Raw genomic sequence first — 26,046 nt, 5'->3', positions numbered from 1 at the left:
GCCGTCACCGACCCGCGCCACGGCCGGCCGCCGCCGGGGGCCCGGGCCTCCCCACGGCGTCCGCGGCCGGCGGAGGTGGATCCGTCACCCGGCGACACGGTGCGGTCTTCGTGCACTGTCGGGCACCACCGTGTGCGTCGCGGAGCAAAGAGGGCCACATCGTCCTGCCTAGCCTCATCCCAGAACTTACGGCACCGCAGGAGGCACATCATGACCAGCAGCTCGAACCACGTGAGCGGCAGCCAGCCCTGGCTGCACCAGAAGGGCGAGGTGATCCAGGCCTTCGGGACGGTGAGGCAGTACCCGCTCGGCCTGTCCTACGAGGCGCGGATGTACTCCTGCCAGCGCCTGAACAAGGCTCTGGCGGACACACAGATCCTGTACGGCCTGTACAAGAAGCACCACTGGCTGCTGCGCGGGGCGACCTTCTACCAGTTGCACCTCCTGCTGGACAAGCACGCCGCGGAACAGCTCGAACTGGTCGACACCATCGCCGAGCGGGTGCAGTCCCTGGGCGGCGTGGCGGTGGGCGATTCCCGGCACGTCGCGGAGATCACGTCGATCCCGCGGCCTCCGGACGGCGTGGAGGAGGTGCCGGCGATGCTCTCCCGTCTGCTGGAGGCTCACGAGACGATCCTCATCGACGCCCACGACGCCGCTGCCCGCGCCGCCGAGATGGGGGACGACGGCACCAATGACCTGCTGGTGTCGCAGGTGATCAGGACCGGCGAACTCCAGGCGTGGTTCCTGGCCGAGCACCTGGTCGACACGCCGCTGGTCCGCGTCTGACCGGACGCTCGGGGCGCGCGGGCCGCTGCCGCTTCCACGGAGTCACACCGCGTCGCCAAGCGGAGAGGGTCGCGGCGGGGCAGTGAGGTGGGGGGGACGGACCGCGGCCACGGGGGACACGAGAGCAGTGACCGAGGGCCGCACCCCGCGCCGGGACGCGGCCCTCGGCTCATGTGCTCGGCAAGCTCGGGTGAAGGACCCCATGCCTTCTCCCCGCGGCGCCGCGGCCCGCACCGGCGCCGCACTCTCCACCGGCTCGGACGCCCTTCGCCGCACATCTAGCGTGTTCACGCGATGTGCCGGTCGCGGTGAGTTGGCACGGTGTCCGTAGACACACCGGCTGAAGGGCGCAGAACATGTCATCGGACGCAGGCTCGAGGGCAACAGGAAGACAGCCGACGGAGGTCCTTTACACCACGGCGGCGGTGCCTGCCCACCGGAGACTGGCTTACTGGGGCGACGCCCTGTCCCGCACGTTCACACAGGTCGACGTCTCCATACCCGACGGCACGGACTACTCGGGAACCATCCGGACCTCTCAGCTCGGTCCCGTGCAGGTGACCACGGTGCAGGGCGGCGCCATGCGGGTACGGCGGCCCGAGCGTCCGGCCGCGTCCGGCCCTGACGAACCACTGATCGTCATGTCGGTGGTCAAGGGGGCCGTTGCCGTCGAGAACGACGACAGGGTCGCGCACCTGCGTCCCGGGGACACCCTCTTCTTCGACATGACCCGGCCGGTGAGGGTCGACTTCGACTCCGTGTTCCACGTGACATGCCTCCTTCTCCCGCAGCGGCTCCTGGGCCTGACGGATTCGGCCCTGCAACAGCTGATGACGACCCCCATAGGACCCGACACGCCGTCGGGCTCGCTGCTGTCACCTCTGCTGATCAAGCTCGGGGACACGGTGCCGACGTTGTCCTCCGGCACCGGCGAGTCCCTGGTGCGCCATGTCGTGGACCTGTTCTCGATCCTGACCGAGGAGCGGCTGCACCAGGAGATGGGGGACGCGCCGGGCGCCGCACGGTACCTGCTGCCGCGCATCCAGGCGTTCATCGACCGGCATCTCGCCGATCCGGACCTCACTCCGGACTCCATCGCCCACGCCCACCGCATCTCCGTCCGCTACCTGCACAAGCTCTTCGAGCACGAGGACACCACCGTCAACCGGTGGATCCGGCGCCGTCGGCTCCAGGAGTGCCGTCGTGAGCTGGCTCGCTGCGGGACGGTGGACCGGACCATCTCCGCGGTGGCCCGCCGGTGGGGGTTCACCAGCGCCTCCCACTTCAGCCGCGCGTTCCGGGCGATGTACGGAATGTCCCCCGCCGAGTGGCGGCGCTCGGCTGTCCGGGAGCCCGGTACGTCTGCCCCGGGTGACACGTCGCCCGGGCCGTATGTGCGGCGCCCCGGCCCGCCTGCGTCCCGGCGTGAGGTCGGGGACACCGCGGCATGAGACGTGGCCGTCATGACGGGCCCGCGTCACGCGCGCCCGTCGACGGCCCTGCCGGCCGACGCGGCACGGCGGGTCGCGCGCCGAACCGCTTCGACTACCCCGGCGGGAGTCCGCTCATGCCTGCTCGTCCCCCCTCATTTTCCGGAATCTCCGTGAGCGGCTTTACGATGCTCCGGTCACGGCGGGACTTCTCGGATCGGCTCCCGCTCGCGACAGGTGGACGAATGTTTTCCGAGCAGGGGTAAGCGTCATGGGCTCAGCGGTCAGACCGGCCGTGCGGCGGATCGCCGCTCTTCTCGTGTCGGCCGCTCTGGCATCGGCTGTCCCCGGGTGCGCGAACGGGAGCGGGGCCTCGTCCGCGGACGAGGCCACCACCATCACCGCGCTCGACTACTACACCGACAGCACCGAACACGCCCAATGGGGCGCGCGGCTCACGGCCTGCGGCAGGACAGCCGGCGTCAAGGTCGAGCACCGCAGTGTTCCGGGGCCCGCGCTCGTCCCCACGGTCCTGCGGCAGGCGTCCTCGCGGACCCCTCCCGACCTGCTCATGCTGGACAATCCCGATGTGCAGCAGGTCGCTCGGACCGGCATGCTGACCCCTTTGAGCCGGTACGGCATCGACTACAGCGGTTACGCCCCGGGCATCCTGTCGGCCGGAACCTACAAGGGACAGGTGTACGGGCTGGCGCCTGCGGTGAATACCGTCGCCCTCTTCTACAACAAGGACATGCTCGCCGAGGCGGGTGTCGCCGTGCCGCGGACCTGGGACGAGCTGGAGGCGGGGGCGGCCGCGCTGACCCGCCCCGGTCGCTACGGGCTGGCGGTCGATGCGAACGCGACTTTCGAGGGCAGCTGGCAGTTCCTGCCCTTCCTGTGGTCCAACGGCGGCAAGGAGACGGAGCTGGACAGCCCGCAGGCCGCGCAGGCGCTCCAGCTGTGGGTGGATCTGGTGCGCAGCGGTTCCGTGTCGAGGTCGGCGCTGAACTGGAACCAGGCCGACGTCCACGACCAGTTCGCCGCGGGTAAGGCCGCCATGATGATCAACGGACCCTGGCGGATCTCCGCCCTGAAGGAGGTCCGCGACCTCCACTGGGGGATCGCGCCCCTGCCGGTCCGCAAGAAGGGGCAGTCCGTCGTCACGCCCCTGGGCGGCGAGGTGTGGACGGTCCCCCGGAGCGCCTCCGAGGCTCGTCAGGAGAAGGCCGCGCAGGTGCTCGCCTGTCTCAACAGTCCCCGCGACTCGCTGGCCGTGGCCAAGGCGTACTCCACTGTGCCGTCGCGCACCTCACTGGCCGCCGAGTACGCCGAGCAGACACCGTCCATGGCCGTGTTCGCCGACGCCGTGCGCAAAGCCCGCGCCCGCACCAGCCGGGTCGGCGTGGAGTGGCCGAAGGTGGCGACCGGCATCTACACGGCGATCCAGTCGGCGCTGACGGGCGAGGCGACACCGGAGGAGGCACTGCGGCGGGCCCAGCGCATCGCGACCGGGTCCTGAGGATCGAGTCGGCCGCTTGGTGCCTGTTTTCGATCCCCCACCCCGGCCGACATGACCGACCGCAACGCGGCCAGGGAAGTGCTGTTCCGACTGCGGCTGATGCACCCCGAGATCACCATCGTCTGGGCCGACTGCGCCTATGCCGGCCAGCTCGTGACCTGGGCGAAGACATACCTGAACCTGACGATCAAGACTGTCAGCCGCCCGAAGAACGTCCCCGGGTTCGTCGTTCCGCCCCGGCGCTGGGTCGTTGGGCGCTCGCATGCCTGGGTCATGCACGGGCGCGACTACGAGCGACTCATCCAGCTCTCGGAATCGCTCCTCACCTGGGCCGCGATCACCCTCATGACCAGGCGAATCACCCGCCGAAGCTCCCGCAGGAGCGGACAGCCAGCCTCCCGCGAGGCCCGACGAGACTGATCACCCCGGCCCTGACGGCCAGCAACGCCGCCAAGAGGTCGCCGGGCCCGGATCGCGGCCCTGAGCGACACTCTCCCACCGCCACCGAAGCCTGTTCAGCGACTTCTGGCTCACAGCCACCGCTTGGCTGATTCGACGCTGTCGCCGCCGCTCGTGTTGAACGCGATCGCAGCCTTCGACGCATGACGCCGGACCAGATTCACGACCTGCTCAAAGAGCGGCAGGAGCGGCTCCGGCTTGCGGATCCCGCCCCCGATGACGACGACGTCCCAGTCGTGTTCGGACAGCGCTGCAACGATCGCCGGCTCGGCCGACTCATCCAACTCGATCAGCGTCATGGACGCATCGATGGCGTGTTCGCCGAATCGGGCCAGTTCCTGATCGAGGGCCGCTCGAAGGGCGTCTCCGTCCATACCGGGCACTGCACGCGGGTCGATTCCAAGAATGAGAACGCGAGGCATGCCTAAGAGGACGATCAGCCATCCGCCCAGGTTCCCACGGCACACGGCCGGTGTCCGATCTCAAGGACGACCCCCGGGGGAATGATGCGGACTTCGACAACTTCACGCTCCCAGCGTTTGCGGCAAGCACCCGAACCAGCACCGTTTCGCATCCTGAGCGGGCAAACGCGCAGCTCAGGATCGAAAACAGGCACTTACCTCCGCCGCACGTGGTGGCGTGCGGCGGAGGTCGCGGCGGACCGCCCGGCTGTCGCCGAACGGCTGGTGCGGTGCCCACTCGCGGCGTCGGGACGTCAGTATTCGTCCGGACCGGGGATGACGAACATCGCCGCCTCCTCCGCCGACGCTCCCGCGCCGTCCAGCCCCACGTCGGAGGCGAACAGGTCCGACTCGGTGTTCTCGTGGCTGCCCTCGTCCGGCGCGACAAGCCGTCCCGCGCGCTCGTCGCCGACCTCGTAGTCGATCAGCTCACCATCGGTGTCCCAGGTGTCGCCGATGCCATCGCCCTCCGGGACACCGATGTCGGGCAGTTCCTCCGCGAGGCGCTCGTCCAGGGTCTCCCCCCTTTGCTGCTCGGAGGCCGTGACGCCGGTGTGTTCCACACCCCAGGGCCTCTCCGGGGGTGAGTAGCCCTCGTCCAGGGCCTCGGTGCCGCTCCGGTAGTCCAAGGTGTCCGACGCGTCCAACAGGCCGGCGTCGTCCTGCACTTCCGCCCCGTTCGGCTGGTAGACCTCGTCACCCATCAACTCGTCGGTCATCGTCTCGTCCCTCACCTGTGCTCATCGTCGATCCGGGTCGGACGACCGGAAGCCGCCATCCTCGAAGGGTCCCTCACGCCCGCCGGCGCCTTCTCGGCAACGGTGACGCGGTACCAGTATCCGAGCGGTGCCACTGAACACGACCGCCGTTCGCGGCACTGTGCGCTCCTGATCCGCAGGAGTGCGTGGACGGAACATCCCGAGGGAGTCCGCGACTGGTCTGCTTGTACGCGCTGCCGTCCGAACGGTTGGTCCGCTGAAGTGTCACGTGGCCGGATCCGGAACGCGTCGGCCCGACCGAGCTGCCCATACGGGTACGTGACCGGACTCTCGAGGGATTCACGCTCGGTGGATGCCTCGTCCACCACGCCGGAGGTCTCGATCACCATGTCCGGGCGCGGCGCATCGAATATTCAGAAAGGTTCGAAAAAGCATGTTCCAACGCATTCTCGTCGCCGTGGACTCAAGTCCCGCCCGCCGTTCCGCTGTTCGTCTGGCAGGCGACATGGCCCGGCTGACCGGGGCCAAGGTCACCGTTCTGCACGTCGCGGTCTCCGTGGCCGACCTCACCGCCGTGGTTCCGCTGGAGGACGACGCGGAAGCCAAGGCCGTTCTGGACGAGGCCGTCACCGCACTGCGTGACGCGGGCATCGACGCCGAGGGCGCCGTCGTCAGCGCCCTGAACACCCAGATAGCCACCACCATCTCCTCCGCCGCCGAGGCGTACCTGGCCGATCTGCTCGTCCTCGGCCCCCACCACCACGGACTGCTCGAGACGCTGTTCAGCCCCCGTGTCAGCGATGCCGTGGTGCACGCCGGCCGCACAGCCGTACTCCTGGCGCCCCGGGAAGGGTGACAGCGGCCGGCACCGAGGCCGGGCCGAGTCAGTGCACTGTCGATCTTCATGCGGTGCGCGGAGAGACAGCCGAGCCGACCTGAGCCCAATAGATTCAGCGGCCCGCCCGCAGTGCGACCGGCCCACCTCGGACCGGACGCCGCTGACCGACGGCCCCGGAGCGCCCCTCCACCGGTGCGTTCGCCGCGGCCCCACATGCGAGGAAAGAGATGACACATGCCTGAGTTCCTGACGACGAGAATACGCAGCGGCCTCCTGGCCTCGGCCGTGGCGGCAGCCGTCGTCGTGTCCGCGGGGCCGGCGACCACGGCTGCCGCCACTGCGCACCGGAGCGTCCACTTCGTGGCGCACCTCGACATCGCCAAGGGCCAACGACCGGAGAACATCACCCTGGAGCCCCACGGCGCCGCCGTGGTCACCTTCGCCTACAGCCGGCAGATCGCCCGGATCGCGCACGACGGCACGGTGCGTGTCCTGGCCACCTTGCCCGAGCCCCCGGCCGGTTCCACCACTCCCGCGCTGTCGCAACCGTTCCTCGGCGGCATCGTCCGTACTCACGACGGAACGCTGTACTTCCTGTACGCCACCGGCAGCAGCGACCTGACCGGCGTGTGGCGCCTGCGCGCCGGCGGTACCCCGCATCGCATCGCCGCGCTTCCCGCCGGGAGTCTGCCCAACGGCCTCGCTGTCGATGAGAGCGGACACCACCTTTACGTGGCCGACTCGGTCCTCGGCACCGTCTGGCGAGTGCCCGTGACCGGGGGGACTCCCACCCGGTGGAGCACCGGTCCCGAACTGGCCGCCGCCGCGTTCCTCGGCGCCAACGGCATCAAGACGCACAAGGGTGCGGTGTGGGTCTCCAATCTCGACAAGGGCACCGTGCTTCGGATACCGGTCACCCGGCAGGGCACCGCCGGAGCCATCCAGACCCGCGCCACCGGACTGACAAACATCGACGACTTCGCGTTCACCGGTTCCGGTGACACGCTCCTGGCGGCGATCAACGCGGACAACAAGATCGTCCGAGTCGAGCGGAGCGGCAGCCACAGCACGGCGCTGACGGGCGAGGACGGACTGGAGAACCCCACGTCGCTCGCCGTACGGGGCGCGACCGCCTACATCGCCAGCGGCGCCTACTTCACCGATGACGACCCCAACCTGCTTGCCGCGCCCGTCACCTCACGCAAGTGAGCCGGCGCCTCCAGGTCGGGACCGGGGGCACACCCAGCCGCTTCCCCCGGACCGGCACCGCAGATCGAGCAGAAGGACAGCCTCATGGCACAGCCCAGCACAGAATCGGTGACAGCCGCATCGGAGCCCTTCGATCCGGACGCGTTCCTCGTCGTTCCGGCCAGGACGTTCGAGGACCTGCGCGTCGGTGAGGTCTTCCGTGCTCCGAGCCGCACTCTGACCGACGCTCACGCGGCCGCATTCCAGACGGTCTCCGCGGACAATCACCCGGTGCATTACGACGCCGAGTGGGCTCACCGGCACGGGCACGCCGCACCGGTGGTCCACGGCCTGCAAGTGCTCGCCTTCACAGCCCCCGGCGCCACTCTGTTCCCGCACTTCATCGGTGAGGTGTTCATCTCCTTCCTGGAACTGTCCTGCACCTTCCTCAAGGAAGTGCACTCCGGGGACACCCTGTACCCGGCGCTCACCATCACCGGCCTCGAGCACCTGGACGACAAGGGTGTCGTGATCACCGCTGCCACGATCCACAATCAGCGTGGCGAACTCGTGCTGTCCGGTCAGCATAAGTACCTGTTGCGCCGCCGGCACCCCGCGAACGAGCCCTCCAGCCCGAGCGACGGCGGCTGACTCCACCAGCGGGGAACCACGAGCGGGAAAGCGCTCGTCGACGTCATGCCGTCCGCCGCATCGCAGCCCAGGCTCCGCCGGTGGCCGGGTGATGCCGGTCTGCGGTGCCGAACTCGGCCGGTGTCTCGGTTGAATCCCCCATAGCAGGGTGCCGTGGCCGCGACCGGACCGCGATACGGCGAGCCGTAGGCGCCGGCGCCGAGGCGGAGGTCGGTGCCGCCGGGCCGTGTCGGCTCCGCGGTCGGGGTGGGCGTAGGCACCGGCGTGGTCGGCGTCGGGGCGGGCGTCTACGCCGAGCAGCTGCCGTCCGACACCTTCAGCCCGGTGCCGGCGCCGGCCGTCCGCGTCACGATCGACGGGACGCACGCCGCGTCGTCGAGGCGGTAGGAGTACGGAATGCCGACGGTGGTGTTCGACGTCGGGTCCGGACCGGCCGGGTGGTTCTCCGCGCCCGGCGCGGACCAGGTCACGTTGTCGAAGATGTTGCCGCTGACCTGCCAGTATCCGGCCGCGTCCGTGTAGAAGGTGCCCAGGACGTCCTTCGAGTCCTCGAAGTAGTTGTTGTCCACCTTCGCGCGGGCGCCCGCACGGGAGTTGATGCCGGACTTGTTCAGCCCCTTGTAGTAGTTGTTGTACATGTGGGCGGTGCCGCCGCGCAGCAGCGGGGTGCGCGAGTCGATGTTCTCGTACAGGTTGTGGTGGTACGTGATGTAGCCGTTGGAGAGCTGCGTGTCGCTCGACCCGACGAGACCGCCCCGGCCGGAGTCGCGCATGATGCTGTACGACAGCGTCACGTAGCGCGTGTTGTCCTTCAGGTCGAACAGGCTGTCGTACCCCTCCGACTCGCCCCCGGACGCTTCCAGGGTCGCGTGGTCGACCCAGACGTTGTGGACGTCGCTCTCCATGCCGATGGCGTCGCCCCCGTTGGACGTGGGCGAACCCGATTTCTTGACGTTCTTCACCGTCACGTTCTGGATGATGACGTTGCTGGACTCGCGGACGTGGATGCCCACCTGGTCGAAGACCGCCCCGCCGCCGACTCCGACCAGCGTCACGTTGCGGATCCGCTTCAGCTCGATCACGCCGTCGGCGGTGTCGCAGCTGCTCCCCGACACTTTGGCGGTGTTGCTGTGGTTGATCGTCCCCTCGACCTCGATGGTGAGGGGCGTGTCGCTGCTCGCCCGGTTGCACAGCGCGGCGTGGATGGCGGTGCCCGTGGTGGCCCGTACGGTGGCGCCGCCCGCGCCGCCGGTGGTGCCGCCGTTCTGGCCGGCGTAGCCGGTCGCAGCGCCGGTCACCGCCGATGCGGATGTTGTGGACATGACAGTTCCGGTTGCGGCTGCGAGCGCTACGGCGGCCCCGGCCGCGTAGAGCCGCACTGCGGCTGAACGTCTCATTTCCAGCTGCTCCTTCGTCCGTTGGCGCGGGGGCGATCGGGTGTGCGCGGTACGTCCGCCAGGGCGCCGACGTGGCGGTGCGCAAGCGGCTCACGCACGGCGGCACGGAGGAGCGGCCCACGCGGCAGCGCTCCCCGCTCCTGAGAGGGAAAGCGCTTTCTACATCCCGGAGAGTAGGAGTGCGGCGACGGGTTGGCAAGACTTCGCGCAGCCGGGCAGGGACGGCGGGCGACGGGACGACGGCCCTGCGGCGGCGTGTCCGGAGCCGGCCCACGGCGTCGGTGGCGGCTGCGGGCCCGGCCCATCGCGTCGGCGGCGTGTCCGGAGCCGGCTCACCGCGTCGGCGGTGTCACGGTGCCTGGGTCGCCGACGTCCGTCCGCGCTGCCGGCGAGCCGCCATCACCGCGTAGACGATGATCCCGGCGAACAGGAACAACGCGCCCTGGTATACCGCCGCGTAGCCCGCGCCCGCCATCAGCCACACCGAGAAGGCGGCGGCCACCGCGGTGACCGCGGAGTCCCGGACCAGCCGTCCCCGGTCGACCGCCCCGGGACGGCCCGAGACCAGGTGGAAGATCTGCGCGGACGCGGCCAGCAGGTACGGCACGGTCGCGGTGAACGTGGTGACGAGGACCAGGACCTCGAAGACCCGGCCCGAGCCCGACAGGTAGTTGTAGCAGGTGAGCAGCGAGGCCAGGACGACGGTCACGCCGACACCCACCGTGGGCACGCCCCGCCGCCGGCGGGTGAAGGCGGCCGGGAACAGGCCGTCGCGTGCCGCCGCGTACGGAGTCTGCGCGCTCAGCAGCGTCCAGCCGTTGAGGCAGCCGGTCATCGACACTAGTGCGGCGAGGGCCACGGCCGTGCCGCCCCACCCGCCGCCGAACATCGTGTTCACGGCGTCCGAGAACGGCGCGGTGGAGGTGACCAGGCGGCCGTGCGGGACCGTACCGAACACGGACAGCGTGCCCAGCAGATACACCAGCGCGGCGCCCGCGGTGCCGATGACGGTGGCACGCCCCACATTGCGGCGGGCGTCCTTGACCTCGCCCGCGCTGACCGCGGCGGACTCCACGCCGAGGTAGGAGAACAGCAGCAGGGCGGCGGAGGCCGAGACCGCGCCGACCGCGCTGTGCCCGCCGGCGTTGAACGGGCCGAGCTTCGAGGGGTCGAAGAAGAACAGCCCGCCGACCGCGACGAGCAGCAGCGGCACGAACTTCAGCACCGTGGACACCAGCTGGACGGCGCCCACGTAGCGGGTGCCGGCGAAGTTGGCGAGGGCGGGCAGCCACTGGAGGGTCAGGGCCGCCAGGCACGCGCTCCAGCGATGCCCCTCGACCGGGATCAGCACGTCGAGATACCCGACGGCGGCCACGGCGAGCGCGGCGTTCGACACCCAGGTGGTGATCCAGTACGACCAGGCGGCGAGGAAGCCGGCGAAGTCGCCGAACGCCTCGCGGGCGTACACGTACGGCCCGCCGGTGCGGGGGTCGCGGGCGGCGAGCCGGCCGAAGACCAGGGCAAGGGCGATGGCGCCGACGGTCAGCACCACGAAGGCGACCAGGCTGACCGTGCCGTAGGGGGCGATGGAGGCGGGGAGCAGGAAGATGCCCCCGCCGATGATGTTGCCCATCACCAGCGCGGTGGCGACGGGCAGGCCGAACCGGCGGGCGTGCCTGCCGGACTCTCCTCGCGGGTCCTGCGCGGGAGCCGCGAGGGTCTCCGCGGGAGCCGGAGCCGACGGTGTGGCGGTCCCGGTGCTGTGCATGGGTGGTGCGCCTCTCATGGAACTGACGTTCCCGGGATCGCCGGGACGGGCCCATGGTCGGGGATGCGGCATTCCGGCGCAAAATCGGCGTTTGTTGTCCCGTGCGCTCGGCCAGACGACGCAAAATGCGTCGTGTTGTGGCCTGTCGGCCGTCATATGTGCGGCGCAGGGGGGCCTGGCGAGGGCGGGCAGGGAAAGGGCGGGGCAGGGCGGTGGAGGTCGGGCGGACCGGGCGCGGGGGTGTGCGGTGGCGGAGGGCCTCGGCGGTGTCCGGAGCGCAAGGGGCACGGGGCCGGGCGGCGGAGTCCGGTGGTGGAGCTGCGGCGGCGGGCCGGTACAGGCGTGCGGCGGTGGAGCGCCACGGCGGTATCCGGCGGTGGAGGCGCGACGGTGGACCGGGCGGCGGGGGTCGGCGGTGGAGCTATGGCGGCGGAAGTGCGGCGGCGGTCCGCGGCGGACGTGTGCGGCGGTGGAGCGCCACCGCGGTATCCGGCGGTGGAAGCGCGGCGTGGCGCGGCAGGGCGGCGGCGTCCGGTGGCGGACGTGGTGGTCCGGCGGGGTGTGCGGTGGGGAAGTGCGGTGAGGGTGTGGCGTGGGGTCCGGGACACCGGGGCGGGGCGCGGGTCAGTCCGTCGCTGCCCAGAGGCTGCGGACGTGCCCCAGGTGCCGGGTCATGATCGCGTGTACGGCCTTCTCGTCGCGCTCCAGCAGGGCGTCCAGCAGTTCCAGGTGCTCCTCGGCGGAGGCGAGCAGCCTGCCCGCCTCCACCAGCGCGGTCAGTCCGTACAGACGGGAGCGTTTGCGCAGGTCGGCGACGACCTCGACCAGGTGGGCGTTGCCCGCCAGGGCGAGCAGGCCGAGGTGGAAGCGGGTGTCGGCCTCGACGTAGCCGATCAGGTCGCCCGCCACCGCGGCGGTGACGATCTCCCGCGCCGCCGGGCGCAGCGCCTCCAGCGAGACGCGGTCGGCCGTACGGGTCAGCTCCACCACGGTGGGGATCTCGACGAGGGAGCGGATGTGCGTGTACTCGTCCAGCTGCCTGTCGGAGACGGCGGTGACCCGGAAGCCCTTGTTGGGCACGGTGTCGACCAGCCCCTCCTTCGCCAGGTCCAGCATCGCCTCCCGCACCGGCGTCGCCGAGACGCCGAAGCGGGTGGCGAGCGACGGCGCCGAGTACACCTCGCCGGGGCGCAGCTCACCGGCGATCAGCGCGGCGCGCAGCGCGTCGGCGACCCGCTCGCGGAAGCTGCTCCGGCCGCCCAGCCGGGGGAGTGCGGGCGGCTCGGCGCCCTGGCCGTCCTGTGCCATGTCACGCATCACCCGGTGAGTCTAGAGGACGAACCCCTCCGGGAACGGGTCGGTGGGGTCCAGCAGGTACTGCGCGGTGCCGGTGATCCAGGCGCGGCCGGTGAAGCTGGGCAGCACGGCCGGGAGCCCGGCGACCTCCGTCGTGCCCAGCAGCCGTCCCGTGAAGCGGGTGCCGATGAACGACTCGTTCACGAACTCGGTGTGCAGGGGCAGTTCGCCGCGCGCGTGCAGTTGCGCCATGCGCGCGCTCGTACCCGTGCCGCACGGGGAGCGGTCGAACCAGCCCGGGTGGATGACCATCGCGTGCCGGGAGTGCCGGGCCGTGGCGCCGGGCGCGAGGACGTGGACGTGGTGGCAGCCGCGGATGGACGGGTCCTCGGGGTGCACCGGCTCCGCCTCGGCGTTGACCGCCCGCATCAGCGACAGGCCCGCCGCCAGGATGTCGTCCTTGCGGGCGCGGTCGAAGGGCAGGCCGAACGCGTCGAGCGGGAGGATCGCGTAGAAGTTGCCGCCGTAGGCGAGGTCGTAGGTGACCGCGCGGCCGTCGGGCAGGGTGACGGCGCGGTTCAGGCCGGCGGCGAACGACGGGACGTTGTGCAGGGTCACGTGTTGTGCGGCGCCGTCCGCCACCGCCACCTCGGCGACCACCACCCCCGCCGGGGTGTCGAGCCGGATGGTGGTCACCGGCTCCACCACCTCCACCATGCCTGTCTCGACCAGCACGGTCGCCACCCCGATCGTGCCGTGCCCGCACATCGGCAGATAGCCGGAGACCTCGATGTAGACGACCCCCCAGTCGCAGTCCGGCCGGCTGGGCGGCTGGAGGACGGCGCCGCTCATCGCGGCGTGGCCGCGCGGTTCGTTCATCAGCAACTGCTTGAGGTGGTCGCGGTGTTCGCGGAAGTACAGCCGTCGTTCGTTCATCGTCGCACCGGGGACGGTGCCGATCCCGCCGGTGATCACGCGGGTGGGCATGCCCTCGGTGTGCGAGTCGACGGCGTGCAGGACGAGCTTGCTGCGCATGGTCCCGCCCTTCTTACGCGAGGCCCGCGGCGACGGCCTTCTCGGTGGCCGCGCGGACCGCGGCCTCCTGCTCGGGCAGCAGCGGGACGCGCGGCGGTCGCACCGGGCCGCCGTACCGCCCGACGACGTCCATCGACACCTTGATCGCCTGGACGAACTCCGTTCTGGAGTCCCAGCGCAGCAGTGGGTGCAGTTGACGGTACAGGGGGAGCGCGGTGGCGAGGTCACCGGCCACCGCGGCACGGTACAGCTCCGCCGAGGCCCGCGGCAGCGCGTTGGGGTAGCCGGCCACCCAGCCCTTGGCGCCGGCCACCGCCAGTTCCAGCAGGACGTCGTCGGCCCCGGCCAACACGTCGAGTTCCGGCGCGAGTTCGGCGATGCGGTAGGCCCGGCGGACGTCTCCGGAGAACTCCTTGACGGCCTGCACCAGCCCCTCGCCGTGCAGCCGGGCGAGGAGTTCGGGCACCAGGTCCACCTTGGTGTCCACCGGGTTGTTGTACGCCACCACCGGCAGGCCCGCCCGCGCCACCTCCCCGTAGTGGGCGAGGACGGACCGCTCGTCGGCGCGGTAGGCGTTGGGCGGCAGCAGCATCACCGACCCGCAACCGGCCTCGCCCGCCTGCTCGGCCCAGCGGCGGGCCTCTGCGGAGCCGTACGCGGCGACGCCGGGCATCACCCGCTCACCGCCGACCGCGGCCACGGCGGTCTCGACCACCCGCCGGCGTTCGTCGGGGGTGAGCACCTGGTACTCACCCAGCGAGCCGTTCGGTACGACGCCGTCGCAGCCGTTCGCCACGAGCCAGGCGCAGTGTTCGGCATAGCGGTCGTGATCGACGCGGAGGCCGGCGGTGAGCGGGAGGGCGGTGGCGACGAGGATGCCGCGCCAGGGACGCTTCGATGCCTCGGACATGGACGTTCTCTCTTCCGTAGTGTGTGACATATTACTGACGAGGGCTCAGGTGTGACTGCGGGGCGGGCTCAGTCCGTGCCGGGCCCGGCGCCGGTCGGGGGAAGCGCGGCCAGCACGCCGAGCGGTACCGGCCGCGCGAACGGCCGGCGTCCGGCGTCCGGCGGGCAGCCGGCCAGCCCGGCCACCCCGGGCGCGCACATCCGGCCCTGGCACCAGCCCATCCCGGCCCGGGTGAGCAGCTTCACGGTGCGCAGGTCACCGGCGCCCAGCGTGCCGACGGCCTCCCGGACCTCCCCGGCGGTGACCTCCTCGCAGCGGCACACCACGGTGTCGTCCGTGACCGCCTCCACCCAGCCCGCCGGTGGGGCGTACACCGCGTCGAGGGCCGTGGCGAACGCCCGCAGCCGGGTCCTGGCCCGGGCGGCGGCGGCCCAGCGGCGCGGGTCCGGGGCGGTGCCGTGCAGGCGGGCGGCGGCCGAGCGGCCGGCGATGTGGCCTTCGGCGAGCGCGAGGGCCGCTCCGCCGACACCGGTCGCCTCCCCGGCCGCCCAGACGCCGGGCACGTCGGTGCGCTGTTCGTCGTCGACCCGGACACCCGTGCCGGACAGGGCGCAGCCGAGGGTCTCGGCGAGGTCGGTGTGCGGCAGCATGCCGTGACCGACGGCGAGGGTGTCGCAGGGGATGCGCCGCGCGCCGCCGGGGCGGGGATGCCCGTCGTGGCCGAGTGCGGCCACCGTCACGGCCTCCAGCCGGTCGGTGCCGTGCGCCTCCACCACGGTGTGCCGGGTCAGTGTGCGCACACCGTGCCGCAGGAGCCGTACCGCGTAGCCGGCGCCCTCGGCGAGTTTGCCGGGCTGCGCGGCCAGGGCGGGTGCCGTGCGCAGCAGCGCGCCCGGGCCGGCGGACTCCACCAGCGCCGTGACCCGGGCGCCGGCCGCGGCGAGCCCGGTGGCCACCGGCAGCAGCAGCGGCCCGGTGCCCGCGATCACGGCCGTGCGGCCGGGCAGCACCAGGGCGCCCTTGAGCATGGCCTGCGCGCCGCCCGCCGTGACCACGCCGGGCAGCGTCCAGCCGGGGAAGGGGAGGACGCGCTCGTAGCCGCCGGTGGCGAGGAGCACGGCGTCGGCGCGGACGGTGCCACCCTCCTCCTGCGCGGGGCCGAGCAGGCTGTGCACGGCGAACGTCGCGGAGGACTCCTCCCGTACCACGCACCACACGTGATGATCGGTCAGGTGAGTGATCCGGCCGGCCGCGCGGTGGCGGGCGAGACCGTCCCGAAGCCGTTCCCAGGTGCGCCCCTGAAGGTGCGGGGCGTGTGCCGGGCGGGCGGCGAGGGCCGGGGCGGGCTGCCGGTAGAACTGTCCGCCGGCCCGGCCGCCCGCGTCCACGAGGGTCACCCGTACACCGCGGGCGGCTGCGGCCAGGGCCGCGGCGAGCCCTGCCGGGCCGGCGCCGACCACGGCCAGGGTCGGTCGTTCACCCATGGTCCGGCTCCGCGTCCCGCGGCCGGCTGCCGGCCCATCCCGTCCCCGGCTGGGTGCGGATGGCGTCGCCCGGGCGCACCGGGACCAGGCAGGCCCGCTGGTTCGGGCGGTCGTCCACGGTCACCAGGCAGTCGAAGCACACGCCGATCCCGCAGAACAGCCCCCGGGGCCGGCCCGCGCCGCGGGTGTCGCGCCACGCGGTCACGCCGGCCGCCCACAGGGCCGCCGCGACCGTCTGCCCGGGCAGCGCCGGCAGGGGCCGGCCGTCGAAGGTGACGGTGAAGGACCCGTCCGGCCGGGCCGGGGCCGGCTCCGGTGGGTGCGCGGGATGCCGTCTCAGTGGACGCACGGGTTCTCGCCTCCGTCGGTGTCGAACCGTTCCGGCCGGAACGGCGTGAGGTCCAGCTCCGGTGCCTCCCCCGTGAGGGCCCGAGCGACCAGCCGCCCGGTGGCCGGGGCGAGCCCGATGCCGGCGCCCTCGTGCCCGCAGGCGTGGAACAGGCCGGGCACCCGCGGGTCGGGGCCGATCGCCGGCAGGTGGTCGGGCAGGTACGGCCGGAAACCCGCGTACGTCCGCAGCGCACGGACCCGCGCCAGGAACGGGAACAGCGCGACGGCCCCGGCCGCGAGCGCCCGCAGCGCGGGCAGGGACAGCGAACGGTCGAAACCGACCCGTTCCCGGCTCGCGCCGATCAGTACCGGACCTGCGGCCGTCGCCTCCACGACCGGCGAGGTGCGCAGGCCGGCCGAGTCGCTCGCCACGTCGGCCACGTAGTCCGCGGCGTACACCTTGTGCCGGATCGCGCGCGGGGGCAGCGGCTCGGTGACCAGCACGAAGCCGCGCCGGGGGAGCACCGGCAGCCGGACACCGGCGAACGCCGCGAGGTCACCGCCCCAGGTGCCGGCCGCGTTCACCACCGCCGGCGCGTGGATGTCGCCCCGATCGGTGCGCACGCCGCGGACCGCGCCGTCCGCCGCGCGCAGTACCCCGGTCACGGTCCGGCCCGTGTGCAGCCGGGCACCGGAGGCGCGGACCAGGTGCGCGGCGGCCAGCGCGGGCATCACCTGGGCGTCCTGCGGATAGTGGACGCCGCCCGCCATGCCGGACGCCAGCCGGGGTTCCAGGGAACGCAGTCCGTCCGCGTCGACCGGCACGGCCGTGACCGAGGCGGCCTGCTGGCCCGCGGCGAACTCCCGCAGCGCGGACAGGGATTCGGGTGTCCGGGCGACCACCAGGCCGCCCTTGGGCTCGTACTCGATCGCCGTGCCCAGTTCCTGCGCCAGGTCCGCCCACAGCGCGGCCGACAGCAGGGCGAGCCGCAGTTCGGGGCCGGGTTCCTTGTCGGAGACGAGTACGTTGCCCTCGCCCGCGCCGGTGGTGCCGCCGGCCACCGCGCCCCGGTCCACCAGCCGTACGTCGAGGCCGGCCCGTGCGGCGTACAGCGCGCAGGCCGCACCCACCATCCCGGCTCCTACGACGACGACGTCACAGGTCGGTCGCTTCGTCACGGCAGTACTATGTCACATACCGCAGCTGCTGGGGAGACCTCGCGCGGTCTTCGCCCCGCCCTCGCCGGCCCCCCGCTCACCCACCCGGAGTCCCGGGTGTGGACGCCCCCTTGACGCCGCGGGGCGGCGGATCGACACTCCAGGGAGGGAATCCTAGTGAACGGGTAGGAAATCATGGCGCGCCTCGAAGCGGTCACCGGCCCAACGGGCCGGACGCCGTCGCGCGCACTCCTGCTCACCTCCCGCCGTCACATCGACCTGCTGCGGGTCTGTAGCGCGATCAGCCTCCACCGCTGAGCCGGGCCCCTCCGCGCCCACCGCCCGGCCGTTCCCGCCCGCCCGGCCGTTCGCCCACCACCCGGCCGCTCCCGTGCCCGCGCACTCGTCCGCACGCCCATCACCCGGGGAGACGCATGTCCATCGCTCCGCTCACCGCCGCGCCGACCGTCCACCGCACCGCCCCCCTCTTCCGGGGCCGGATCGGCCGGGACGCCCGCAGCGGCCACTACGCCGTGCCGCACCGCTACCGGCTCCACCTGTCGACCGCTTGTCCCGACGGGCTGCGCCTCGCCGTCGGACACAGCCTGCTCGAACTGGACACCAGCTGTCCGGTCACCCTCCTGCCCGCCGTCCCGGACCAGCCCGGCGGCGGCCACACGGCGCTGCGCCCGCTGTACGAGGCGAGCGTCCACCACCACACCGGACCGGCGCTCGCACCCGTGCTCAGCGACGACTGGTCCGGGCGCATCGTCAGCACCCACGCCCCGGACATCCTGCGCGACCTGGACCGCTTCGGGCACACCGGCGACGCCCAACTCCACCCGCGCGGCCTGGAGTCCGTGATCGAGGCAGTGGAGCGGATGTGTGCCGAGGGTGTCGAGGAAGCCGCGCAGCGCGCCGGCCGGGCCGGTGCCGCCCCGGCCGAACGGGCCGCCGCCCTGGAGGTTCTGCTCGACACCCTGGGCCGGCTGGAACGGCGGCTGAGCGGGGAGGAGTACCTGGTCGACGGCCGGCTGACCGCCGCCGACATCGAGCTGTGGGTGTCCCTCGTGCAGCTGGACACCGTCCACCGCTGCCACCTCGACGCCGCCGCCGTGCACCGCATCGCCGGCCACCGCGCGCTGTGGGCCTACGCCCGCCGCCTGACCGCCCGGCCCGCCTTCGGCCGCCACCTCGACCTCGACGGCATCGCCCGCCGCCACCACGGCCGCTGCCAGGGCCTGGAAGCCGCCGGAGCCGCCGTCCAGATCCTGGACTGGGCGGGTCACGCCGCGGAGGCATCGGACGCTTCTCGCAGGTGAGTGTGGGTTGTTGGCGTCCAGTGCGCGGACAGCCGTTGACATCCGGACGGACGACTGCCTTACTTACGGCTCAGAACGGTCATGAGTGTCAGCGCCAAGCCCTGGCTCGCTGACCGGCAACCCTCGCACCGCGGTGGGGTGCCCCAGGTGACGACCGGACCGGATGACGTTTTCGGTAAGCGCGAGGCCCCACAGGCCGGAACAGTGACAGGTGACGCCATGTACGCAGCTCCCAGGACGGCCGACAGCCGCCCCCAGGGCCGCGTACCGTCGTACGCCGGCCTCCTCGTCGCCGACCGCGCCGTCGACCTGCTCCGCGTGAACAGCGCACTGTGTACCGCGCCGGGCCTCGCCCGCTGCCGGGGCTGACGCCTCCTCCCAGCCCCTCGCGTTCCCGCCGCACACCGTGTTCGTGGTGTGCCGTCGTCCACCCAGCTCCCGGTTCCGCGCGTTCCCGTGCGCCGCCCCGCGCCCAGTGCCGTCGGGGCCCGCAGCCGCTCGCCGCCGTCCCGGGGTGTCCGATCCCGCCGGAGTCCGCCATGAGTGAACCCCCAGGCGCCGCCCTCTCCCTCGCCGAGGCGCCACCACACCCCGACGCCCCGTCAAGACCACTGGTCGCACAGCGGGTCCAGCCGCTGCGCCGGCCCGGCCGGTGGATCGTCACCGCCGTCGTCCTCGTGCTCGTCACGCAGATCCTGCACGGGCTGGCCACCAATCCCTTCTACCAGTGGGACCGCTTCCGCTACTGGTTCCTGCGCCCGGCCGTTCTCGACGGACTCCTCGTCACCCTCGAAGTCGCCGCGCTCAGCGCCGTGCTGGGCCTGCTCGGCGGCGTCCTGCTGGCGCTCGCCCGGCTCTCCGGCAGCCCGGTGCTGCGCGCGGTGAGCTGGACGTACACCTGGCTGTTCCGGTCCGTGCCGCTGATCGTGGTGCTGATCTTCCTGTACAACTTCAGTGCCCTGTACAGGACGTTGAGCCTGGGTGTGCCGTTCGGCCCGGCCTTCGTCAGCTTCGACGAGTCCAGGCTGGCCACCGACATGACGATCGCCGTCGTCGGCCTCAGCCTCAACGAGGCGGCGTACGCGTCCGAGGTGGTCCGCGGCGGCATCCTCTCCGTCGACCAGGGCCAGCACGAGGCCGCCGCCGCGCTCGGCCTGCCCAAGGGGTACCAGTTCCGCCGGATCGTCCTCCCGCAGGCCCTGCGCTCCATCACCCCGAACTACGTCAACCAGTTGATCGGCCTCGTCAAGAGCACGTCCCTGGTGTTCTACGTGTCCCTTCTCGACCTGTTCGGCTCGGTGCAGTCGCTGGGCAGCACCTACCCCGGCGACATCGTGCCGCTGCTGCTGGTCGCCACCGTCTGGTACCTGATCCTGACCAGCGCCGTGTCCGTCGTCCAGTTCTACGTCGAGCGGTACTACGCCCGGGGCGCCACCCGCACCCTGCCGCCGACACCGGCACAGCGGGCCCGGGCCGCGCTGGCCGGCCTCCGGGCCCGGTTGCGCGGGGAGGCCGCCGTATGACCACCGCCGGCACCCTCGACAAGACCGTCCCCGCCGCGCTCGAACTGCGCGACGTCCACAAGTGGTACGGCGCCCACCGCGTCCTCGACGGCATCGACCTGACCATCCGGCCCGGCGAGGTCACGGTCATCCTCGGCCCGTCGGGCTCCGGCAAGTCGACCCTGCTCCGGGTCGTCAACCACCTGGAGAAGCCCGAGATCGGCCACGTCAGCGTGGGCGGCGAACTGATCGGCGTGAAGCGGCACGGCGGACGGCTGAAGGAACTCAGCGAGCGCGCCATCCTCGCCCAGCGCAGCCGCATCGGCTTCGTCTTCCAGAACTTCAATCTGTTCCCGCACCTGACCGTCCTCGACAACGTCGCCGCCGCTCCCGTCGCCACCGGGAAGCTGACCGGGCCGGCGGCCCGGGAACTCGCCCGCGAACTGCTCACCCGCGTGGGCCTCGGCGACCGGACCGGCGCCTACCCCCGGCAGTTGTCCGGCGGCCAGCAGCAGCGCGTCGCCATCGCCCGCGCCCTCGCCCTGCGGCCCGGGGTGATCCTCTTCGACGAGCCGACCTCGGCGCTCGACCCCGAACTCGTCGGCGAGGTGCTGGCCGTCATCAAGGACCTGGCGACCAGCGGCACCACCCTGGTCATCGTCACCCACGAGATCGGCTTCGCCCGCGAGGTCGCCGACCGGGTCGTCTTCATCGACGGCGGCCGGATCGTCGAACAGGGCCCGCCCGGAGAGGTGCTGGACCGGCCCCGCCACGAACGGACCCGGGACTTCCTCGCCAAGGTGCTCTGACTCCCCGCGCGCCGGACCCACGACCTCCCCCCAAGGCACCACTCCCACCACCGTCATCAGCGGGACAAGCGAGACAAGGACAGCCACGCCATGCCTACCCACCTCTCCCGACGCAGCCTGATCCGGGGCATCACCGCGGCGACCGCCGTCACCACCCTCGCCACCGGGCTCGCCGCCTGCGGGGGCGACAGCGAGGCCGCCACCAGCACCGATGCCGCGGGAAAGGTCACCGTCGGACGGCTGTCCAACGGGGCCGCCGAGGAGACGACGCTGAAGGTCTCCGAAGTGAAGTCCATCCGTGCCGAACTGCCCGCGTCCATCCGCAGGAGCGGCAAGCTCGTCATCGGCGTCGGCGGCCTGCCGGCCGGATCCGCGCCGCTCGACTTCACCGGCACCGACCAGAAGACCCTCACCGGCTCCGAGCCCGACTTCGGCCGCCTGGTCGCCGCGGTGCTCGGACTCGAGCCCGAGATCAGGAACTTCACCTGGGAGAACCTCTTCGTCGGCGTCGACAGCGGCAAGGTCGACGTGGCCTTCTCCAACGTCACCGACACCGAGGAACGCAAGAAGAAGTACGAGTTCGCCTCCTACCGCAAGGACAACCTCGCCTTCGAGGTGCTGAAGAAGAGCACCTGGAACTTCGACGGCGACTACGAGAACCTCGCGGGCCGGACGGTCTCCGTGGGCGCGGGCACCAACCAGGAGAAGATCCTCCTGGAGTGGAAGACGCGGCTGGCCAAGGAGGGCAAGAAGCTCACCGTCAAGTACTTCCCGGACCAGAACGCCACCAACCTGGCGCTCAGCAGCGGCAAGATCGACGCCTTCCTCGGTCCCAACCCCTCCGTGGCCTACCGGGCCAGACAGACCGCGAACACGCCCGCCGCGACCCGCAACGCGGGCACCTTCTCCGGCGCCGGCGCGACGCTCCAGGGCCTGATCGCCGCCACCGCCAAGAAGGACAGCGGGCTCGCCAAGCCGCTCGCGGACGCCGTCAACCACCTCATCGAGCACGGGCAGTACGCCAAGTGGCTGGCCGCCTACAACCTCTCCAACGAGGCCGTCGCCAAGTCGGAGGTCAACCCGCCCGGGCTGCCGCTGACCAACTCCTGACCCGGCCTCGTACCCACCGGAAGAAGAGAGGACCCCGCCTTCCGTGGCACACCCGAACGACGTCCGCGCGGCCCGCCACCGGGCGGACCGGTGCGTCCAGCTCGCCGGCACCGCGCGGCGCGCCGAACCGGCTCCGGAAGCGATCCCGTCGGGCCCCGCCGACCTGCCCGAGATCCTCGGCCCGGTCGCCCGCACCCTGCCGGGCCCGTTCCTGACCCGGATCCCCGAGCTGGGCACCGGTCCCGGCTTCCGGCGCCGCGGCAGGCAGGTCGCCATGGCCGGGCAGCGGCTGCGACTGCCCGGCCGGACGGAGATCAGCGCCGTGTGCACCGCACACCGCGGCCGGGGACCGGCGACCCGGCTGGTGCGGGCGGTCGCCGCGGGCATCGGGGGCCGCGGGGTCACCCCGTTCCCGCACGCCGCCGGCAGCACGGCCCGCGGTCCGGCTCCACGAGTCGATCGGCCTCACCCCGCGCCGCCGCTCCCGCGTCGGGCATCTGCGCGCCCCGGGAACAACCGTCCCCGGCCGGGCGTTGAGCGTCGTGACGAGATCCGCCGGGCGGACGCCGATCGGGCCCGCCTCACCGGACGGAGGGAGGTGACGGCCGTGATGCCCGTACGACCGCGGCAACGCCCGCTGTGCGACCCGCACCCCTACCGGTCCGTCCGTCTGCACTCCCGGCCGCACATCGACCTCCAGCGCGTGTCCGCCGCGCTCTGTCGCCGCTGACCCCTGCCCCCGGCCTCCCCGGCCCGGATCTCCTCCTGCCGCGCTCGCCCCTCGCCGCACCCCGCCCGCGAGCCGGACCTCTCGTACGGACATCAAGGAAGGCACCGACGTGTCCTCGACCCCCTCCGCACACCTGCATCTCGCCGTCGCCCTGGACGGCACCGGCTGGCACCCCGCGTCCTGGCGCGAGCCGGTCGCCCGCCCCCGCGACCTGTTCACCGCCGGATACTGGGCCGGCCTGGTCGCCGAGGCCGAACGCGGCCTGCTCGACTTCGTCACCCTGGAGGACGGCCTCGGTCCGCAGTCCGACCAGCTCCTGGCACCCGACGAGCGCACCGACCGGGTCCGCGGCCGCCTCGACGCGGTCCTCGTCGCCTCCCGGATCGCCCCGCTCACCCGGCACATAGGCCTGGTCCCGACCGTGGTGGCCACACACACCGAGCCGTTCCACATCTCCAAGGCCATCGCCACCCTCGACTACGTCAGCGCCGGACGCGCCGGCCTGCGCGTGCAGATCACCGCCCGCCCGGACGAGGCCGCCCACTTCGGCCGCCGTACGGTCCCCCGGATCACCGGCTTCGACAGCCCGGGCGCGCAGGAACTGATCAGCGGCCTGTTCGACGAGGCCGCCGACCACGTGGAAGTGGTGCGCCGGCTCTGGGACAGCTGGGAGGACGACGCCGAGATCCGGGACGCGGCCACCGGCCGCTTCATCGACCGGGACAAGCTGCACTACATCGACTTCGAGGGCCGCTTCTTCCACGTCAAGGGCCCCTCCATCACTCCCCGCCCGCCGCAGGGCCAGCCGCTGGTCACCGCCCTCGCCCACCAGACCGTCCCCTACCGGCTCGTCGCCCGCCAGGCCGACATCGGCTACGTCACCCCGCGCGACACGGCACACGCCCGCGCGATCGTCGCGGAGATCCGCGCCGAGCAGGAGGCGGCGGGCCGCGCCGGGGACACCCTGCACGTCTTCGGTGACCTCGTCGTCCTCCTCGACGACAGCCAGGCCGAGGCCGAGGCCCGCCTCGGCCGCCTCGACGCCCTCGCCGGTGAGCCGTACACCAGCGACGCCCGCGTCTTCACCGGTACGGCCGCCCAACTGGCCGACCTGCTGGAGGAACTGGCGGCCGGCGGGCTGACCGGGTTCCGGCTGCGCCCCGCGGTCGCCGGCCACGACCTGCCGCGCATCAGCCGCGAGCTGGTGCCCGAGCTCCAGCGCCGCCACCGCTTCCGGGACGCCTATGGGACCGGCACCCTGCGCGGCCACCTCGGCCTCGCCCGCCCCGCCAACCGCTATGCCGCAGCAACCGCCTGAGCCAGGAGGACCGCCCCCATGAGCAAGCCGCTGAAGCAGATCCACCTGGCCGCCCACTTCCCCGGGGTCAACAACACCACCGTGTGGAGCGACCCGGCCGCCGGCAGCCACATCGAGTTCGAGTCGTTCGTGCACTTCGCGAAGACCGCCGAACGCGCCAAGTTCGACTTCCTGTTCCTCGCCGAGGGGCTCAGGCTGCGCGAGCAGGGCGGCAAGATATACGACCTGGACGTGGTCGGCCGCCCCGACACCTTCACCGTGCTGGCCGCGCTCGCCGCCGTCACCGACCGGCTCGGCCTGACCGGCACCATCAACTCCACCTTCAACGAGCCCTACGAGGTGGCCCGCCAGTTCGCGAGCCTCGACCACCTCTCCGCCGGCCGGTCCGCGTGGAACGTCGTCACCTCCTGGGACGCATTCACCGGCGAGAACTTCCGCCGCGGCGGCTTCCTGCCGCAGGAGGAGCGCTACTCCCGCGCCAAGGAGTTCCTCGCCACCACCCGGGAACTCTTCGACTCCTGGCAGGGCGACGAGATCCTCGCGGACCAGGCCACCGGCACCTTCCTGAAGGACGCCGCGGCCGGCGCCTTCGTCCACCAGGGACAGCACTTCGACATCCACGGCCGGTTCAACGTGCCGCGCTCCCCGCAGGGCCGCCCCGTCATCTTCCAGGCGGGCGACTCCGACGAGGGCCGCGAGTTCGCCGCCTCCACCGCCGACGCCATCTTCAGCCGTTACGCCACGCTGAAGGAGGGACAGGCCTTCTACACCGACGTCAAGTCCCGCCTCGCCGCGTACGGCCGCCGCCCCGACCAGCTGCTCATCCTGCCCGCCGCGACCTTCGTCCTCGGCGACACCGACCAGGAGGCCGCCGAACGCGCACGCGAGGTCCGCCGGCAGCAGGTCAGCGGCGCCACCGCCGTCAAGCACCTGGAGTTCGTCTGGAACCGTGACCTGTCGGCGTACGACCCGGAGGGCCCGCTGCCCGACGTCGATCCCGTGGTCGACGAGGAGCACATCTCCCGGGGCCGCGCCCAGGTGCGGATGTACCGCGACCCGATCGCCATCGCGCGCGAGTGGCGGCAGCTCGCCGAGGCCAACAAGTGGTCCATCCGCGACCTCGTGATCAACACCGGCAACCGGCAGACCTTCGTCGGCACCCCGGCCACCGTCGCCCGGACCATCAACGAGTTCGTGCAGGCGGACGCCTCCGACGGGTTCATCCTCGTCCCGCACATCACGCCCGGCGGACTCGACCCGTTCGCCGACAAGGTCGTTCCGCTGCTCCAGGAACAGGGCGTGTTCCGCACCGACTACGAGGGCACGACCCTGCGCGACCACCTGGGACTCGCCCATCCCGACGCCGCCGGTGCCCCGGCGGAACGCGCCGCCTCGTGAGGTTCCTCGCGATCACCCTGATCGTGCACCGCCCGGACCCGGTCACGGGCGTGCGGAAACCGCGGCGCTAACACTCGTGACCGGTCCGGCCGCCCCGGCTCGTCACCGCCGTCGAGCCGGGGCGCCGGGTCGCCCGCGGGCCTGCCGTGACGCCCGCGCCGGCCCGCCCCGGCACCGTGCCGCCTCACGCGGTGTCCCGTCCGCCGGCTCCGGTGCCGCTGCTCCAAGCGTCCGGTGCCCGCGGCGGGACGGGCCGGTCCGAGGCCGGCGCGGCCGGCCCGTGGTCACGGACAGCACCGGCGCGGCGGCCAGGAGGCGCACGCCCCGCGTGGCCGCGTACGCGGTGCGCGGCGGACCCCCCGTACGGGTCGCGCCCCGCGCGGGCGGTGGCGTGGCCGCGGACGTCACCTCCCCCGTGGGTGACG

At 72.4% G+C, this 26,046-nt stretch carries 24 protein-coding genes, 2 pseudogenes and 1 riboswitch; of the genes and pseudogenes, 16 read left to right on the top strand and 10 right to left on the bottom strand.

Features of this window, described 5'->3' with window-relative positions; all coding sequences use genetic code 11:
* The first annotated feature begins 210 nt into the window (after nt 1-210).
* From ACGFT1_RS27180 to ACGFT1_RS27165, 4 genes and pseudogenes are all read left to right on the top strand, one after another.
* Nucleotides 211-789, top strand: coding sequence for a Dps family protein (locus ACGFT1_RS27180; protein WP_373911613.1), 579 nt, complete (start codon nt 211-213; stop codon nt 787-789).
* Between the two features lie 425 nt (nt 790-1,214).
* On the top strand, nt 1,215-2,240 hold the full coding sequence (locus tag ACGFT1_RS27175; protein ID WP_373911611.1) for a helix-turn-helix domain-containing protein: 1,026 nt from the start codon (nt 1,215-1,217) through the stop codon (nt 2,238-2,240).
* A gap of 250 nt (nt 2,241-2,490) precedes the next feature.
* Nucleotides 2,491-3,738: an extracellular solute-binding protein gene (locus tag ACGFT1_RS27170; protein ID WP_373911610.1), complete on the top strand. Its 1,248-nt coding sequence runs from the start codon at nt 2,491-2,493 to the stop codon at nt 3,736-3,738.
* Between the two features lie 39 nt (nt 3,739-3,777).
* Nucleotides 3,778-4,156 (top strand): annotated as a pseudogene (locus ACGFT1_RS27165) (IS5/IS1182 family transposase); the annotation flags it as partial.
* Nucleotides 4,157-4,268: 112 nt separating this feature from the next.
* On the opposite strand, the gene ACGFT1_RS27160 reads toward ACGFT1_RS27165, so the two are convergent.
* Together ACGFT1_RS27160 and ACGFT1_RS27155 are read right to left on the bottom strand one after the other, a co-directional pair.
* Nucleotides 4,269-4,619: a hypothetical protein gene (locus ACGFT1_RS27160; protein WP_373911609.1), complete on the bottom strand. Its 351-nt coding sequence runs from the start codon at nt 4,617-4,619 to the stop codon at nt 4,269-4,271.
* A 293-nt stretch (nt 4,620-4,912) separates the two neighbouring features.
* Complete coding sequence (locus ACGFT1_RS27155; protein ID WP_373911607.1) at nt 4,913-5,377, bottom strand: DUF5709 domain-containing protein; 465 nt, start codon at nt 5,375-5,377, stop codon at nt 4,913-4,915.
* 433 nt (nt 5,378-5,810) lie between these two features.
* Here ACGFT1_RS27155 and ACGFT1_RS27150 point away from each other — a divergent pair, with 433 nt between their 5' ends.
* From ACGFT1_RS27150 to ACGFT1_RS27140, 3 genes are all read left to right on the top strand, one after another.
* Nucleotides 5,811-6,233 (top strand): universal stress protein, encoded by a 423-nt coding sequence (locus ACGFT1_RS27150; protein WP_373911606.1) that lies wholly within the window; start codon nt 5,811-5,813, stop codon nt 6,231-6,233.
* A 216-nt stretch (nt 6,234-6,449) separates the two neighbouring features.
* A complete protein-coding gene (locus ACGFT1_RS27145) occupies nt 6,450-7,424 on the top strand; it encodes a hypothetical protein (RefSeq protein WP_373911605.1) in 975 nt (324 codons plus the stop codon).
* Nucleotides 7,425-7,508: 84 nt separating this feature from the next.
* Nucleotides 7,509-8,054 carry a MaoC family dehydratase gene (locus tag ACGFT1_RS27140; RefSeq protein WP_373911604.1) on the top strand — a complete coding sequence of 182 codons (546 nt, stop codon included), beginning with the start codon at nt 7,509-7,511 and terminating at the stop codon, nt 8,052-8,054.
* Between the two features lie 179 nt (nt 8,055-8,233).
* Here the strand turns inward: ACGFT1_RS27140 and ACGFT1_RS27135 are convergent.
* The 8 genes and pseudogenes from ACGFT1_RS27135 to ACGFT1_RS27100 all read right to left on the bottom strand — a co-directional run.
* Nucleotides 8,234-9,451, bottom strand: a pseudogene (locus tag ACGFT1_RS27135) (polysaccharide lyase family 1 protein); the annotation flags it as partial.
* A 349-nt stretch (nt 9,452-9,800) separates the two neighbouring features.
* Entirely contained in the window at nt 9,801-11,219 is a 1,419-nt protein-coding gene (locus tag ACGFT1_RS27130; RefSeq protein WP_373911603.1) for an amino acid permease, read from the bottom strand.
* A gap of 624 nt (nt 11,220-11,843) precedes the next feature.
* Nucleotides 11,844-12,536, bottom strand: a complete 693-nt coding sequence (locus ACGFT1_RS27125; protein WP_373911602.1) for a GntR family transcriptional regulator — start codon at nt 12,534-12,536, stop codon at nt 11,844-11,846.
* A gap of 12 nt (nt 12,537-12,548) precedes the next feature.
* A complete protein-coding gene (locus ACGFT1_RS27120) occupies nt 12,549-13,550 on the bottom strand; it encodes a proline racemase family protein (RefSeq protein WP_373911601.1) in 1,002 nt (333 codons plus the stop codon).
* A 13-nt stretch (nt 13,551-13,563) separates the two neighbouring features.
* On the bottom strand, nt 13,564-14,460 hold the full coding sequence (locus tag ACGFT1_RS27115; RefSeq protein WP_373911600.1) for a dihydrodipicolinate synthase family protein: 897 nt from the start codon (nt 14,458-14,460) through the stop codon (nt 13,564-13,566).
* 68 nt (nt 14,461-14,528) lie between these two features.
* Complete coding sequence (locus ACGFT1_RS27110) at nt 14,529-15,944, bottom strand: NAD(P)/FAD-dependent oxidoreductase (RefSeq protein WP_373911599.1); 1,416 nt, start codon at nt 15,942-15,944, stop codon at nt 14,529-14,531.
* Nucleotides 15,937-16,293 (bottom strand): (2Fe-2S)-binding protein, encoded by a 357-nt coding sequence (locus tag ACGFT1_RS27105; protein WP_373911598.1) that lies wholly within the window; start codon nt 16,291-16,293, stop codon nt 15,937-15,939. Before ACGFT1_RS27105 ends, ACGFT1_RS27110 begins: the two co-directional genes overlap by 8 nt.
* Nucleotides 16,281-17,453: an NAD(P)/FAD-dependent oxidoreductase gene (locus ACGFT1_RS27100; protein ID WP_373911597.1), complete on the bottom strand. Its 1,173-nt coding sequence runs from the start codon at nt 17,451-17,453 to the stop codon at nt 16,281-16,283. Before ACGFT1_RS27100 ends, ACGFT1_RS27105 begins: the two co-directional genes overlap by 13 nt.
* A 174-nt stretch (nt 17,454-17,627) precedes the next feature.
* On the opposite strand from ACGFT1_RS27100, the gene ACGFT1_RS27095 reads away from it, so the two are divergent.
* From ACGFT1_RS27095 to ACGFT1_RS27055, 9 genes are all read left to right on the top strand, one after another.
* Complete coding sequence (locus tag ACGFT1_RS27095) at nt 17,628-17,750, top strand: putative leader peptide (protein WP_373911596.1); 123 nt, start codon at nt 17,628-17,630, stop codon at nt 17,748-17,750.
* 116 nt (nt 17,751-17,866) lie between these two features.
* Nucleotides 17,867-18,754 (top strand): glutathione S-transferase C-terminal domain-containing protein, encoded by an 888-nt coding sequence (locus ACGFT1_RS27090; protein WP_373911595.1) that lies wholly within the window; start codon nt 17,867-17,869, stop codon nt 18,752-18,754.
* 77 nt (nt 18,755-18,831) lie between these two features.
* Nucleotides 18,832-18,942, top strand: a riboswitch (SAM riboswitch).
* A gap of 31 nt (nt 18,943-18,973) precedes the next feature.
* Complete coding sequence (locus tag ACGFT1_RS27085) at nt 18,974-19,123, top strand: hypothetical protein (RefSeq protein WP_373911594.1); 150 nt, start codon at nt 18,974-18,976, stop codon at nt 19,121-19,123.
* A 170-nt stretch (nt 19,124-19,293) separates the two neighbouring features.
* The gene (locus ACGFT1_RS27080; RefSeq protein WP_373911593.1) at nt 19,294-20,277 is read left to right on the top strand and encodes an amino acid ABC transporter permease; all 984 of its coding nucleotides are present in this window, start codon (nt 19,294-19,296) and stop codon (nt 20,275-20,277) included.
* Entirely contained in the window at nt 20,274-21,065 is a 792-nt protein-coding gene (locus tag ACGFT1_RS27075; RefSeq protein ID WP_373911592.1) for an amino acid ABC transporter ATP-binding protein, read from the top strand. The genes ACGFT1_RS27080 and ACGFT1_RS27075 overlap by 4 nt, the downstream gene beginning before the upstream one ends.
* A 90-nt stretch (nt 21,066-21,155) precedes the next feature.
* The gene (locus ACGFT1_RS27070; protein WP_373911591.1) at nt 21,156-22,175 is read left to right on the top strand and encodes a transporter substrate-binding domain-containing protein; all 1,020 of its coding nucleotides are present in this window, start codon (nt 21,156-21,158) and stop codon (nt 22,173-22,175) included.
* Between the two features lie 43 nt (nt 22,176-22,218).
* On the top strand, nt 22,219-22,905 hold the full coding sequence (locus ACGFT1_RS27065) for a GNAT family N-acetyltransferase (protein WP_373911590.1): 687 nt from the start codon (nt 22,219-22,221) through the stop codon (nt 22,903-22,905).
* A 109-nt stretch (nt 22,906-23,014) separates the two neighbouring features.
* Nucleotides 23,015-24,223 carry an LLM class flavin-dependent oxidoreductase gene (locus ACGFT1_RS27060; RefSeq protein ID WP_373911589.1) on the top strand — a complete coding sequence of 403 codons (1,209 nt, stop codon included), beginning with the start codon at nt 23,015-23,017 and terminating at the stop codon, nt 24,221-24,223.
* A gap of 18 nt (nt 24,224-24,241) precedes the next feature.
* The gene (locus ACGFT1_RS27055) at nt 24,242-25,621 is read left to right on the top strand and encodes an NtaA/DmoA family FMN-dependent monooxygenase (protein ID WP_373911588.1); all 1,380 of its coding nucleotides are present in this window, start codon (nt 24,242-24,244) and stop codon (nt 25,619-25,621) included.
* The last annotated feature ends 425 nt before the right edge of the window (nt 25,622-26,046 follow it).

It is taken from the genome of Streptomyces sp. Y20, assembly GCF_043195475.1.
Taxonomy (GTDB): domain Bacteria; phylum Actinomycetota; class Actinomycetes; order Streptomycetales; family Streptomycetaceae; genus Streptomyces.
This window is presented reverse-complemented; position numbering and strand designations above follow the sequence as displayed.